Source organism: Pseudomonas acericola (SeqCode) (genome assembly GCF_053456465.1).
Genome location: NZ_JBRFJB010000006.1, coordinates 15,535 through 28,723 on the forward strand (window position 1 = coordinate 15,535; position 13,189 = coordinate 28,723).

General features: G+C 61.7%; 12 protein-coding genes. 10 read left to right on the plus strand and 2 right to left on the minus strand.

Going from position 1 to position 13,189, the window contains the following annotated elements:
* The first annotated feature begins 76 nt into the window (after positions 1 to 76).
* On the plus strand, positions 77 to 394 hold the full coding sequence (locus ACU688_RS21355; protein ID WP_448186310.1) for a Rieske (2Fe-2S) protein: 318 nt from the start codon (positions 77 to 79) through the stop codon (positions 392 to 394).
* Here the strand turns inward: ACU688_RS21355 and sfsA are convergent.
* Positions 391 to 1,101, minus strand: coding sequence for a DNA/RNA nuclease SfsA (gene sfsA, locus ACU688_RS21360; protein ID WP_448186311.1), 711 nt, complete (start codon positions 1,099 to 1,101; stop codon positions 391 to 393). The genes ACU688_RS21355 and sfsA overlap by 4 nt on opposite strands.
* Positions 1,101 to 2,273 carry a pyridoxal phosphate-dependent aminotransferase gene (locus tag ACU688_RS21365; protein ID WP_448186312.1) on the minus strand — a complete coding sequence of 391 codons (1,173 nt, stop codon included), beginning with the start codon at positions 2,271 to 2,273 and terminating at the stop codon, positions 1,101 to 1,103. The genes sfsA and ACU688_RS21365 overlap by 1 nt, the downstream gene beginning before the upstream one ends.
* A 313-nt stretch (positions 2,274 to 2,586) precedes the next feature.
* Here ACU688_RS21365 and dksA point away from each other — a divergent pair, with 313 nt between their 5' ends.
* The 9 genes from dksA to panC all read left to right on the plus strand — a co-directional run bounded on the left by dksA (position 2,587) and on the right by panC (position 13,150).
* On the plus strand, positions 2,587 to 3,021 hold the full coding sequence (gene dksA / locus ACU688_RS21370; protein ID WP_017734143.1) for an RNA polymerase-binding protein DksA: 435 nt from the start codon (positions 2,587 to 2,589) through the stop codon (positions 3,019 to 3,021).
* 83 nt (positions 3,022 to 3,104) lie between these two features.
* Positions 3,105 to 3,992: a tRNA glutamyl-Q(34) synthetase GluQRS gene (gene gluQRS / locus ACU688_RS21375; RefSeq protein WP_448186313.1), complete on the plus strand. Its 888-nt coding sequence runs from the start codon at positions 3,105 to 3,107 to the stop codon at positions 3,990 to 3,992.
* A gap of 62 nt (positions 3,993 to 4,054) precedes the next feature.
* Positions 4,055 to 4,231 (plus strand): hypothetical protein, encoded by a 177-nt coding sequence (locus tag ACU688_RS21380; RefSeq protein ID WP_003176118.1) that lies wholly within the window; start codon positions 4,055 to 4,057, stop codon positions 4,229 to 4,231.
* Complete coding sequence (locus ACU688_RS21385; RefSeq protein WP_448186314.1) at positions 4,215 to 7,169, plus strand: sensor histidine kinase; 2,955 nt, start codon at positions 4,215 to 4,217, stop codon at positions 7,167 to 7,169. The genes ACU688_RS21380 and ACU688_RS21385 overlap by 17 nt, the downstream gene beginning before the upstream one ends.
* A 22-nt stretch (positions 7,170 to 7,191) precedes the next feature.
* Complete coding sequence (locus tag ACU688_RS21390; protein WP_448186315.1) at positions 7,192 to 8,622, plus strand: sigma-54-dependent transcriptional regulator; 1,431 nt, start codon at positions 7,192 to 7,194, stop codon at positions 8,620 to 8,622.
* Positions 8,623 to 9,318: 696 nt separating this feature from the next.
* The gene (locus tag ACU688_RS21395; protein WP_017734147.1) at positions 9,319 to 10,707 is read left to right on the plus strand and encodes a polynucleotide adenylyltransferase PcnB; all 1,389 of its coding nucleotides are present in this window, start codon (positions 9,319 to 9,321) and stop codon (positions 10,705 to 10,707) included.
* A 2-nt stretch (positions 10,708 to 10,709) separates the two neighbouring features.
* On the plus strand, positions 10,710 to 11,195 hold the full coding sequence (gene folK, locus ACU688_RS21400; protein ID WP_448186316.1) for a 2-amino-4-hydroxy-6-hydroxymethyldihydropteridine diphosphokinase: 486 nt from the start codon (positions 10,710 to 10,712) through the stop codon (positions 11,193 to 11,195).
* A gap of 306 nt (positions 11,196 to 11,501) precedes the next feature.
* Entirely contained in the window at positions 11,502 to 12,302 is an 801-nt protein-coding gene (gene panB / locus ACU688_RS21405) for a 3-methyl-2-oxobutanoate hydroxymethyltransferase (protein WP_448186317.1), read from the plus strand.
* On the plus strand, positions 12,299 to 13,150 hold the full coding sequence (gene panC, locus ACU688_RS21410) for a pantoate--beta-alanine ligase (protein WP_448186318.1): 852 nt from the start codon (positions 12,299 to 12,301) through the stop codon (positions 13,148 to 13,150). The genes panB and panC overlap by 4 nt, the downstream gene beginning before the upstream one ends.
* Positions 13,151 to 13,189: the final 39 nt, after the last annotated feature.

The following is a 13,189-nucleotide window of genomic DNA, read 5'->3' on the forward strand; positions in this document are numbered from 1 at the left end:
CGCCCAGTCAGCTAACGGGCGAAGCCGGCATTTGATAATTGTTTGCATTTGAACGTCAAGGCACTTAAGGATTGAAATGAAGTTTCTCTGCCCCTCCGACACTCTCGCGCCCGACAGCAGCCGCGGTTTTGAACTCGATGGTTGCAAATTGTTGGCGGTGCGCCGTGACGGCGTTGCCTACTTCTATATCAACCGCTGCCCGCATCGCGGCATCCCGCTGGAATGGCAGACCGACCAGTTCCTCGACACCAGCGCCAGCCTGATCCAGTGCGCCACCCACGGCGCCTTGTTCCTGATCGAAAGCGGTGAGTGCATCTCCGGCCCGTGCGCCGGGCAAAGCCTCACCGCCCTGCCCGGCCGTGAAGACGCACAGGGCCTGTGGGTGGAACTCTAGTCGAGCAGTACCTCAAGGCGCCGGTCCACACACACTTCCTCAGCAGTCACCCGCACGCCGTACGCCAACACCTCGACACCGGCGGCCTTGGCTTCACGCAATGCAGCGGCGTAAGCGGGATCGATCTCCACGGCCGGGCGCACTGCCTCGATCCCCGACAGGTTGACGCAATACAACTGCACCGCCCGCACACCGTCGCGGGCCAGGTGCGCCAACTCGCGCAAGTGCTTGGCCCCGCGCTGCGTCACCGCATCGGGGAAAGCCGCCACTGCGCTGCCATCAAAGCCCAGGGTGACGCTTTTGACTTCGACGTACGCCGCACCGTCGGCATAGTCCAGTCGAAAGTCGATGCGGCTGTTCTCCTGGCCGTAAGGCACTTCACGCTTCAAGGCCGTAAAGCCGTTGAGCTCACTGATCACCCCGGCGTGCAACGCCTCCTCGATCAGTTGATTGGCGCGCGCGGTGTTCACGCAGGCCAAGCGCCCTTGGGGTGTCTCGGCGATTTCCCAGGTGCCGGGCAGCTTGCGCTTGGGGTCATTGGAGCGGCTGAACCAGACCTGCCCGCCTTCCACCATGCAATTGAGCATCGAGCCGGTGTTGGGGCAGTGAATGGTGAGCAACTCGCCGGTAACGGTTTCGATATCGGTGAGAAAACGCTTGTAACGGCGAATCAGCCGACCTTCTTCGAGGGGAGGATTAAAACGCATCAGCCTTGCCAGCTCCGCAAGCCACGGGCGATGCGGTCCACCGCCTCCTGTAGCCGATCAAGGTTTTGCGTGTAGGCAAAGCGCACATGGTGACCAGCCTGATAACGGCCGAAATCCAGCCCGGGCGTAAACGCCACGTGCTCGGTTTCGAGGAAGTGCCGGCAGAACGCGAAGGCATCGCCGCCAAACGCGCGGATATCGGCATACAAATAGAACGCCCCCTCCGGCTCGACGGCAATGCCGAACCCCAGCTCACGCAAGGCTGGCAGCAAGAAATCGCGACGGCGGCCGAATTCGGCGCGGCGTTCTTCCAGGATGCTCAGGGTTTGTGGGGTGAAACAGGCGAGTGCGGCATGCTGAGCCATGCTCGGTGCGCTGATGTAGAGGTTCTGCGCGAGCTTTTCCAACTCACCGACCGCTTCTGGCGGTGCCACCAGCCAACCCAGGCGCCAACCGGTCATGCCGAAATACTTCGAAAAACTATTCAGGACGAAGGCGTCGTCGTCCACTTCCAACACGCTCGCAGCATCGGTGCCGTAGGTGAGGCCGTGGTAAATCTCGTCTACCACCAGATGGCCGTTGCGCGCCTTGATGGCACTCGACAACCCGGCCAATTCATCCCGCGTAAGGATCGTACCTGTCGGGTTGGCCGGCGAGGCGACCAGCGCACCGACACTGTCCGCGTCCCAGTGTTTGGCCACCAGGTCAGCGGTCAATTGATAACGCACTTCCGGGCCAACCGGCACCAACTGCGCCGCGCCTTCTACCAGGCGCAGGAAGTGCCGGTTGCACGGGTAACCGGGGTCCGCGAGCAGCCAGTGCTTGCCGGGGTCCACCAGCAGGCTGCTGGCCAACAGCAAGGCGCCGGAGCCGCCGGGAGTGATCAGGATGCGCTCCGGGTCCACGTTCAAGCCGTAACGTTGCTGGTAGAAACCGCTGATGGCTTCGCGCAACTCCGGCAGGCCACGGGCCGCAGTATAGCGGGTCTTGCCGTTGGCCAGTGCCGCCTGGCCGGCCTGGATAATCGGCTCGGCGGTGGTGAAATCCGGCTCGCCGATCTCCAGGTGAATCACATCGTGCCCGGCGGCCTGTAGCTCATTGGCCCGCGCCAGCAACGCCATGACATGAAAAGGTTCGATGGCGCGACTGCGCGCACTGTAGGGCTGAGCCATTAGCCTTCCTTAACGGGTAAGTACAAAGCGTCGATTCTACCCAACCCCGCGCGTAACGCCCGCTCTATTGCCATACGACGCGCGCCAAGCGGTTCGGGCAAGCGCCGCCAGAACGACTAAAATCAACATTCGAGGCTGCTGTCTCCCCTCTTGCAGCCGTTCGCAACCCGTACAGGGCGGGGCCTCGACAACCGGGAGTGGCGCACCCCGAATCTATCTGGTAAGTTCGCCCGCTTGCAGCCGCAGGGCCGGCAGGTGTCGGTGATGTTGCAATCCTGCGCAATGGATTAGAAGAGTGAGAGGCGGTCCATTCATGCCCACCCAAGCAAAGCAACAGAACATCAGCGGTTTCCAACCCTACGTAGAATCGAAGGGTGAGGAATACATGGGCAAGCCCATGCGCGAACACTTCTCCAAAATCCTGAAGCAGTGGAAGCAGGACTTGATGCAGGAAGTCGACCGCACGGTTGACCATATGAAGGACGAAGCCGCCAACTTCCCGGACCCGGCAGACCGTGCCAGCCAGGAAGAGGAGTTCGCCCTTGAACTGCGCGCCCGTGATCGCGAGCGCAAGCTGATCAAGAAAATCGACAAGACCCTGCAACTGATCGAAGACGAAGAATACGGCTGGTGCGAATCCTGCGGCGTCGAAATCGGTATCCGTCGCCTGGAAGCCCGCCCAACCGCGGACCTCTGCGTAGACTGCAAGACCTTGGCTGAAATCAAGGAAAAACAGGTCGGCAAGTAATCCTGCCGGGCTGAACGAATGGGGCGTGCAAACGCCCCATTTTTGTTTCTGGCGTTTAGCGAATTTCCAGTAGTATCCGGCCCATGACAGCCTCTACCTATATCGGGCGCTTCGCCCCCACGCCCAGCGGCCATTTGCACTTTGGCTCCCTGGTCGCCGCCCTCGCCTCCTACCTCGATGCCCGCGCCAACCATGGCCGCTGGCTGATGCGCATGGAAGACCTCGACCCACCGCGTGAAGAGCCCGGCGCCCAGGCGGCGATTCTGCACGCCCTGGAAAGCTACGGCTTTGAGTGGGACGGTGAGCTGGTCCGACAAAGCGAGCGGCACGACGCCTACGCCAAAGTGCTGAACGACATGTTCAACCACGGCCTGGCCTACGCCTGTACCTGCTCGCGCAAGCAGTTGGAGCCCTACAACGGCATCTACCCCGGCCTGTGCCGCAACGCCGGCCACGATCAACAAGACGCCGCTATCCGTTTGCGTGTTCCCGAGCTGGAGTACCACTTTACCGACCGCGTACAAGGCGAATTCCGACAACACCTGGGCCGCGACGTAGGCGACTTCATCATCCGGCGCCGCGATGGCCTCTACGCCTACCAACTGGCCGTGGTCCTCGACGATGCCTGGCAAGGTGTCACCGATATCGTGCGCGGCGCCGACCTGCTGGACTCCACGCCGCGCCAGCTGTATCTGCAAGAACTGCTGGGCCTGCGCCAGCCGCGCTACCTGCACGTCCCGTTGATCATCCAGCCGGACGGCAACAAGCTCGGCAAGTCCTACCGCTCGCCCCCGTTGACGCCCGACCAGGCCACGCCGTTGCTGCTAAGGGCCTTGCGCGCCCTCGGCCAGCAACCCGGCAACGAGTTGCTGCACGCCAGCCCACGGGAACTGCTGGATTGGGGCATCCAGCACTGGGATGCCACACGGATCCCGCGCACACTCACGCTGGCCGAAGCGCAATTGAGCTGAAGGCGCTTGCAGCTTGCCAACCATCCGTTACCATCGCCGCACGTTTTTACACAGAGGCCAACATGTACATCTATCGATTGGTCCTGCTGCTGGTCGTCGGGATCTACCTGTTTTCCCCCGCCATCATGGATTGGTGGATCGACGCCACGGGCGCCTGGTATCGCCCGTATCTGCTGTGGCTGATCCTGATCGTCGTGACTTTCATCCTGCAGAGCCAAAAAGATGCCGATGAGCTTTAGCCTCACCCAGATGCTGCTGGTCAGCGCCGCCTACCTGGCCGCGCTGTTCGGGGTGGCCTGGATCAGTGAGCGCGGAATGATTCCGCGGGCGATCATTCGCCATCCGTTGACCTACACCTTGTCCCTCGGCGTCTACGCCAGTGCCTGGGCGTTCTATGGCACGGTGGGCCTGGCCTATCAGTACGGTTATGGCTTTTTGTCCAGCTACCTCGGCGTGTCCGGCGCGTTCCTGCTGGCGCCGGTGTTGCTGTACCCGATCCTGAAGATCACCCGCACCTATCAGCTGTCGTCCCTGGCCGACCTGTTTGCCTTCCGCTTTCGCAGCACCTGGGCCGGCGCACTGACCACCATTTTCATGTTGATCGGCGTATTGCCGTTGCTGGCCCTGCAAATCCAGGCCGTGGCCGATTCCATCAGCATCCTCACCCGTGAGCCCGTGCAACATCGCGTCGCGCTGGCCTTTTGCGCGTTGATCACGTTGTTCACGATCTTCTTCGGTTCGCGCCATATCGCCACCCGCGAGAAACACGAAGGCCTGGTATTTGCGATTGCCTTCGAGTCGGTGATCAAGCTGATCGCCATCGGCGGCGTCGGCCTGTATGCGCTCTACGGCGTGTTCGACGGCCCGCAACAGTTGGAACTGTGGCTGCTGCAAAACCAGACCGCCCTCGCCGCCTTGCACACGCCGCTGCAGGAAGGCCCGTGGCGCACGCTGCTGCTGGTGTTCTTCGCCTCGGCGATTGTGATGCCGCACATGTACCACATGACCTTCACCGAGAACCTCAACCCGCGCTCGCTGGTCAGCGCCAGCTGGGGCTTGCCGCTGTTCCTGCTGCTGATGAGCCTGGCGGTGCCGCTGATCCTGTGGGCCGGGCTGAAACTGGGCGCCACCACCAACCCCGAATACTTCACCCTCGGCATCGGCATTGCGGCCAACAGCCCGGCCTTGGCGATGCTCGCGTATGTCGGCGGTTTGTCGGCGGCCAGCGGGCTGATCATCGTCACCACGCTCGCACTGTCGGGCATGGCCCTCAATCACCTGGTACTGCCGCTGTATCAGCCGCCGGCTGAAGGCAATATCTACCGCTGGCTGAAGTGGACGCGCCGCGCGCTGATCGTCGCGATCATCATGGCGGGCTACGGTTTCTACCTGCTGCTGGGCGCCGGGCAGGACCTGGCCAACCTGGGCATCGTTGCCTTTGTTGCCACCTTGCAATTCCTCCCGGGGGTGTTGTCGGTGCTGTACTGGCCGACGGCCAATCGCCGCGGGTTTATCGCCGGGTTGCTGGCGGGCATTCTGGTGTGGATCGTCACCATGCTGTTGCCGCTGGTCGGCAACTTGCAGGGCTTCTACATCCCCTTGCTGAACATGATCTACGTGCTCGACGACACCAGTTGGCACATGGCCGCGATTGCGTCCCTGGCCGCCAACGTGCTGATGTTCACCCTGATCTCGCTGTTCACCAACGCCAGCCCGGAAGAAACCAGCGCCGCCGAAGCCTGCGCCGTGGACAACGTACGCCGCCCGCAACGCCGTGAGCTGCATGCGGCGTCGCCCCAGGAGTTCGCCACGCAACTTGCTAAACCCTTGGGTGCCAAGGCTGCGCAAAAAGAGGTCGAGCAGGCGCTGCGCGATCTTTACCTGCCGTTCGACGAACGCCGTCCGTATGCCCTGCGCCGCCTGCGTGATCGGATCGAGGCCAACCTCTCCGGCTTGATGGGACCGAGTGTGTCCCAGGACATGGTGGAAACATTCCTGCCCTACAAGGCCGGCGGCGAAAACTACGTCACCGAAGACATCCATTTCATCGAGAGCCGACTGGAGGATTACCACTCGCGCCTCACCGGCCTTGCCGCCGAACTCGATGCCCTGCGCCGCTACCACCGCCAGACCCTGCAAGAACTACCGATGGGCGTCTGCTCCCTGGCCAAGGATCAAGAGATCCTGATGTGGAACAAGGCCATGGAGGAACTCACCGGCATCGCCGCGCAGCGCGTGGTCGGCTCGCGCCTGAACACCCTGGGCGATCCCTGGAAGGAACTGCTGCAAGGGTTTATCAACCTTCCCGACGAACACTTGCACAAACAGCACCTGGCCCTCGACGGCCAGACTCGTTGGTTGAACCTGCACAAAGCCGCCATCGATGAGCCCCTGGCACCGGGTAACAGCGGCCTGGTACTGCTGGTGGAAGACCTGACTGAAACCCAGATGCTCGAAGACAAGCTGGTGCACTCCGAGCGCTTGGCCAGCATTGGTCGCCTGGCAGCCGGCGTGGCCCACGAGATTGGCAATCCGATCACCGGTATCGCCTGCCTGGCGCAGAACCTGCGGGAAGAGCGCGAAGAGGACGGCGAGATCACCGAAATCAGCGGGCAGATCCTTGAGCAGACCAAACGTGTTTCGCGCATCGTGCAGTCGCTGATGAGCTTTGCCCACGCGGGCGCCCATCAGAACCAGGACGAAGCCGTGTGCCTGGCCGAAGTGGCCCAGGATGCGATCGGGCTGCTGGCCCTGAACCGGCGCAATTTCGAAGTACAGTTTTTCAATTTGTGCGATCCCGACCACTGGGTCGACGGCGACTCACAACGCCTGGCCCAAGTGCTGATCAACCTGCTGTCCAACTCGCGCGACGCCACTCCGCCGGGCGGTGCAGTACGTGTCAAGACCGAGGCTTTCGAGCACACGGTGGACCTGATCGTCGAGGACGAGGGCAGCGGCATTCCACAGAACATCATGGACCGATTGTTCGAACCCTTCTTCACCACCAAGGACCCCGGTGAAGGAACCGGTCTGGGCCTTGCACTGGTCTATTCCATCGTTGAAGAGCATTATGGACAAATCACCATCGACAGCCCGGCTGACACCGAAAGCCAACGCGGCACCCGTATCCGGGTGACCTTGCCGCGTCATGTCGAAGCGACGTCCGCTGTGAACTGAGACCGTCGAGAGAATTGAATCAATGCCGCACATTTTGATCGTCGAAGACGAAACCATTATCCGCTCTGCCTTGCGTCGCCTGCTTGAACGTAATCAGTACCAGGTCAGCGAAGCTGGCTCGGTGCAGGAAGCCCAGGAGCGTTTCAGCATTCCCACGTTCGACCTGATTGTCAGCGACCTGCGCCTGCCGGGCGCGCCGGGTACCGAGCTGATCAAGCTTGGCCAGGGCACGCCGGTGCTGATCATGACCAGCTACGCCAGCCTGCGCTCGGCGGTGGACTCCATGAAGATGGGCGCGGTGGACTACATCGCCAAACCTTTCGACCATGACGAAATGCTCCAGGCCGTGGCCCGCATCCTGCGTGACCGACAGTCGGCCAGCAGCACGCCGGCAGAACAACGTCCGGCTGGCAAAGCCGCCGACAAACCGGGTGTGGATAACAGCAACGGCGAGATCGGCATCATCGGCTCCTGCCCACCGATGCAGGACCTGTACAGCAAGATCCGCAAAGTCGCCCCCACTGACTCCAATGTGTTGATCCAGGGCGAATCTGGCACCGGTAAAGAACTGGTGGCCCGCGCCCTGCACAACCTGTCCAAGCGTGCCAAGGCACCGATGATCTCGGTGAACTGCGCGGCCATTCCTGAATCCCTGATCGAGTCCGAACTGTTCGGCCACGAGAAAGGCGCGTTTACCGGCGCCAGCGCCGGGCGTGCGGGCCTGGTGGAAGCGGCGGATGGCGGCACCTTGTTCCTCGATGAAATCGGCGAGCTGCCACTGGAAGCCCAGGCGCGCTTGCTGCGTGTACTGCAAGAAGGCGAGATTCGCCGCGTGGGCTCGGTGCAGTCGCAAAAGGTCGATGTGCGCCTGATCGCGGCCACTCACCGAGACCTCAAGAGCCTGGCCAAGATCGGCCAGTTCCGTGAAGACTTGTATTACCGCCTGCACGTGATTGCCCTCAAGCTGCCGGCCCTGCGCGAGCGTGGCGCCGACGTCAACGAGATCGCCAACGCGTTCCTGCTGCGCCAGAGTGCGCGCATCAACCGTACCGACCTCAAGTTTGCCCCGGACGCCGAGCAGGCGATTCGGCATTACTCGTGGCCGGGTAACGTGCGGGAACTGGAGAACGCGGTCGAGCGTGCGGTGATCCTGTCGGAGAGCCCGGAGATTTCGGCCGAGCTGCTGGGTATCGACATTGAGCTGAGCGACCTGGACGACGACGATTTCATCGGCCTGGCCCCGCAACAGGGCGGTGGTAGCAATACCAGCCATGAGCCGACGGAAGATTTGTCACTGGAAGATTACTTCCAGCACTTCGTCCTTGAGCATCAGGACCACATGACCGAGACCGAACTGGCGCGCAAACTGGGCGTGAGCCGTAAATGCCTGTGGGAACGCCGCCAGCGCCTGGGCATCCCACGGCGCAAGACCGGGGTTGCCAGCGAAAGTTGAGGGGGTGCCCCCACAGGTAACACCCTCAGATGTGAAAAAACTGTTACCGCTGATTTTTCACGTAACAAAAGCCGGGGCTTACGGTAACGAAGCCCCGGCTTTTTTTCGCCTGCCAAACGCTCAAAATCAGCTCATACCCCTGTATTTGCTGGTCGGCGTAAAAGTTGGCACGCACCCTGCTATATGCTTAGTACAAAAACAATAACAAGCTTTGTACAAGACAATAAAAATAAGACGAATCGACTCACGCATAACAAAAACAACACGGCGGAGGCGCAGCTAACTGATTCTTTTGGAGAGGCGTTGCATTTGGGGCTTGCCCCGCAACCAGGCCGAGAACAACAAAAACTGCCCTAAGGCAGAGCCTGAACTGGTTGGATCGTAGATCAGCAACACAGCGACCAAAGCAATCCGTTTGCTCTTGACTCCCGATTGGGAGTGTCATGAAGGTGAAGCTTCATGGCGAGGGCGATCAACAAAAACAAAAAGCCCGAAACCATAATAAAAATAGAGCACGCAACTACTTCTGGGGGAGCTTCGGCTCCCCTTGTAGTTTCCGGCATTTGACGTTTAAAGGCTTATGGCGCAAGGCCTGTAGCTTGTTCCTACACCATCCCCTGACTAAATGCTAGAATCCTCGCCCATCATGCGGTCATTCTTCGTTATGGCCGAACATTCCTTCAAACAGTGCATCCCATGCTGAAGAAGTTGTTCCAGTCATTCCGTTCTCCCTTGCGTCGTACGCAACACATTCGCAGCACGCCTGAGGTGCTTAACAGCAACCAGCATTCGTTGCAGCGCGCCCAGTTCAGCCGTTATGCGGTGAACATCGTCGAGCGCCTGCAGAACGCCGGCTACCAGGCTTACCTGGTGGGTGGTTGCGTGCGCGACATGCTGCTCAATATCACGCCCAAGGATTTCGACGTCGCCACCAGCGCCACGCCTGAACAAGTGCGCGCCGAGTTCCGCAACGCGCGCATCATCGGCCGTCGCTTCAAGCTCGTGCACATCCACTTCGGTCGCGAGATCATCGAAGTCGCGACCTTCCGCGCCAATCACCCGCAAAACGATGAAGAGGAAGACACCAACCAGTCTTCCCGCAACGAGAGCGGGCGCATCTTGCGCGACAACGTCTACGGCAGCCTGGAAGAAGACGCGCAGCGCCGCGATTTCACCATCAACGCCCTCTATTACGACCCGGTCAGCGAGCGCATCCTCGATTACGCCAACGGCGTACACGACATTCGCAACAACCTGATCCGCCTGATCGGTGACCCGACGCAGCGCTACCAGGAAGACCCGGTGCGCATGCTGCGCGCGGTGCGGTTCGCCGCCAAGCTGAACTTCGGCATCGAGAAGCACACCGCCGCGCCGATCCGCGAACTGGCCCCCATGCTGCGGGAAATCCCCTCGGCGCGCCTGTTCGAAGAAGTGCTCAAGCTGTTCCTCTCGGGCTACGCCGCAGACACCTTCGAAATGCTGGTGGACCTGCAACTGTTCGATCCATTGTTCCCGGCCAGCGCCGAAGCACTGGAACAGAACCCGACCTATACCCACACCCTGATCAGCGAAGCGCTGATCAACACCGACCTGCGCATCAAGCAGAACAAACCGGTCACCCCGGCGTTCCTGTTTGCCGCCTTGCTGTGGCCAGCCCTGCCCAAGCGCGTACTGCGCCTGCAAGAGCGCGGAATGCCGCCGATCCCGGCCATGCAGGAAGCCGCGCACGAGCTGATCGCCGAACAGTGCCAGCGCATCGCCATTCCTAAGCGCTTCACCATGCCGATCCGCGAGATCTGGGACATGCAGGAGCGCCTGCCACGCCGCAGCGGCAAACGCGCCGACCTGTTGCTGGACAACCCGCGCTTCCGCGCCGGCTACGACTTCCTGCTGCTGCGCGAAAGCGCCGGCGAGCAGACCGACGGCCTGGGCGAATGGTGGACGGATTACCAGGACGCCAATGACAGCGAACGCCGCGACATGATTCGCGACCTCGGCAGCAAAGGCGACGGCGAAGGCCCGAAAAAGCGTCGGCGCAGCGGCACCAAGCGCAAACGCAGCGCCGCCGACACCTCAGGCGAGTAAGCGTGGAACGCATCTACATCGGCATGGGCAGCAACCTCGCCGCCCCCGAGCAGCAACTGCACAGCGCCATCGAGGCGCTGGCGTTACTGCCAGGCACCACGGTGGCCGGCGTGTCCGCGTTTTATCAGAGTGACTCCCTGCTCCCCGGCCAACCGCGCTACACCAATGCGGTGGCCGCCCTCGACAGCAGCCTTGCGCCGTTGCAACTGCTGGATGCGCTGCAGGCCATCGAGAACGACCAGGGCCGCGAACGCCTGGAGCGTTGGGGCCCACGTACGCTGGACCTGGACATTCTGCTGTTTGGCGAGCGCCAGATCGACGAGCCGCGCCTGAAGGTGCCGCACTACCAGATGCATTTGCGGGCGTTCGTGCTGTATCCGCTGGCGGAACTGGCAGCCGACACGCTGCTATTGCCGGATGGCCAACGCCTCAGCGACTTGCTGGCAGCTTGCCCGTTTGTCGGCCTGGAACGCCTGCCTCAAGACTGACCCGGTCACTGTGGGAGCAGGCAAGCCAGCTCCCACATTTAACCTCCAGCGTCTTCAGAAACGCCGTTCACATAGCTGAATCGCATCAGTAACACGGGTAACACCCCCCTCGTAACAATGCGGTAACACATCCAATTGACTTCCCGTGTCCTCCTCACGACTATAGGCGTCCCGCTGCCGCCAACCCGGCGCTAAAGGGCGCAATCCAGGCCATATAAGCACTGCTCTCAAGACAGTGCGCCTGTATAAACGAAGACTCACGCGCGTTACTCGCTGTTTCCAAGCGCCTGAACGAGGACCCTTTTCATGCCAGACATTACCCTGACCACCTTGCAGAGCCTCAAGCTCAAAGGTGAAAAAATCACCATGCTGACCTGCTACGACGCCACCTTCGCCCACGCCAGCTGCCAGGCCGGGGTTGAAGTGTTACTGGTGGGCGACTCCCTGGGCATGGTTCTTCAAGGGAATGACAGCACATTGCCTGTTACCACCGATGAACTTGCCTACCACACCGCCAGCGTCAAGCGCGGCAACGATGGCGCCTTCATCATCGCCGACCTGCCGTTCATGGCTTACGCCACCCTCGAACAGACTTTCCAGAACGCGGGCAAGCTGATGCAGGCCGGCGCGCACATGATCAAGGTCGAAGGCGCCCTGTGGCTCGCCGAGTCGGTGCGCCTGCTCGCTGAGCGCGGTGTCCCGGTGTGCGTGCACATGGGCCTGACGCCGCAGTCGGTGAATGTCCTCGGTGGCTATAAGGTGCAAGGCCGCAACGAAGCGCAGGCGCGGCAGATGCGTGCCGATGCCATCGCTCTGGAACAAGCGGGCGCGGCGATGATCTTGCTGGAGTGCGTGCCGAGCGAGCTGGCCGCCGAGATCACCCAGGCCGTTAAAGTGCCAGTGATCGGCATTGGCGCAGGTTCGGCCACCGACGGCCAGGTGCTGGTGGTTCACGACATGCTCGGCCTGTCGATTTCCGGCCGCGTGCCGAAGTTCGTGAAGAACTTCATGACCGGCCAGGACAGCATCCACGCCGCCCTCAGCGCCTACGTCAGCGAAGTCAAAGGCATCACCTTCCCCGGCGCCGAACACGGATTCTCTGCATGAACACGGTAAAAAGCCTACGCGAACTGCGGGCCGCTGTGACCCACGCCCGCAACGCCGGCAAACGCATCGGCTTTGTGCCGACCATGGGCAACCTGCACAGCGGCCACGCCACCCTGGTGACCAAGGCCGCGCAGCAAGCGGACTTCGTCGTCGCGAGTATTTTCGTCAATCCGCTGCAGTTCGGCGCCGGCGAAGACCTGGATACCTACCCGCGCACCCTGGCCGCTGACCAGGAAAAACTCCTGCAAGCCGGCTGCAACCTGCTGTTCGCGCCCACCGTCGAGGAAATGTACCCCGGTGGCACCACCGGCCAGACCCGCGTCAGCGTCCCACACCTGTCGGAAGGCCTGTGTGGCGCCAGCCGTCCGGGGCACTTCGAAGGCGTGGCGACCGTGGTGAGCAAGCTGTTCAACATGGTCCAGCCGGACATCGCGGTATTTGGCCAGAAGGACTACCAGCAACTGGCCGTGATCCGCGCCATGGTGCAGGACCTGAACATGCCGATCCAGATCATCGGCGAGCCCACCGTACGCGCCGAGGACGGCCTGGCGCTGTCGTCGCGCAACGGTTACCTCAGCGCAGAACAGCGCGCCACCGCACCGGTGCTGTACCGCAGCCTCAGCCAGATTGCCGCAGCCATCCAAGCCGGTGACCACGACTTCGCCAAGCTGCGCGCCGAGCAGATCCAACAGATCGAAGCCGCAGGCTTGCGCATGGACTACCTCGAAGTGCGTCAAGGCGTAAACCTGCGCCCGGCAACCCCAGAAGACCGTGACGTGGTGATCCTCGTCGCGGCTTATCTCGGCAGCACCCGCCTCATCGATAACCTGCATCTGAACCTCAACTGACCCTCGCCTGTTGCCCTCCCTGCCGTGCCGGTATAAAAA